The 376-nt window shown below is 37.0% G+C and carries 1 protein-coding gene; it reads left to right on the top strand.

The features are described 5' to 3' along the window. The coding region (locus QQK25_RS24715; protein WP_284190040.1) for a DNA-directed RNA polymerase subunit beta' at positions 1-376 on the top strand (376 nt) is incomplete at both ends.

Raw genomic sequence — 376 nt, forward strand, 5'->3', positions numbered from 1 at the left:
GGCATTCCAACCCATTTTAGTGGAAGGACGTGCTATTTGTTTACATCCATTAGTTTGTAAGGGATTCAATGCAGACTTTGATGGGGATCAAATGGCTGTTCATGTACCTTTATCATTGGAGGCTCAAGCCGAAGCCCATTTACTTATGTTTTCTCCTATGAATCTCTTGTCTCCAGCTATGGGAGATCCTATTTGCGTACCAACTCAAGATATGCTTATGGGACTCTATGTATTAACCAGAGGCAATCACCGAGGTATTTGTGCAAATCGATATAATCCATGTAATCACCACAACTATGAAAATCTAAAAGTTGATACTACAAATTATTATTTTAAATATAAAAAAGAACCCTATTTTTGTAGTCCCTATGATGCA

It is taken from the genome of Zoogloea oryzae, assembly GCF_030161255.1.
Classification (GTDB): domain Bacteria; phylum Pseudomonadota; class Gammaproteobacteria; order Burkholderiales; family Rhodocyclaceae; genus Zoogloea; species Zoogloea oryzae.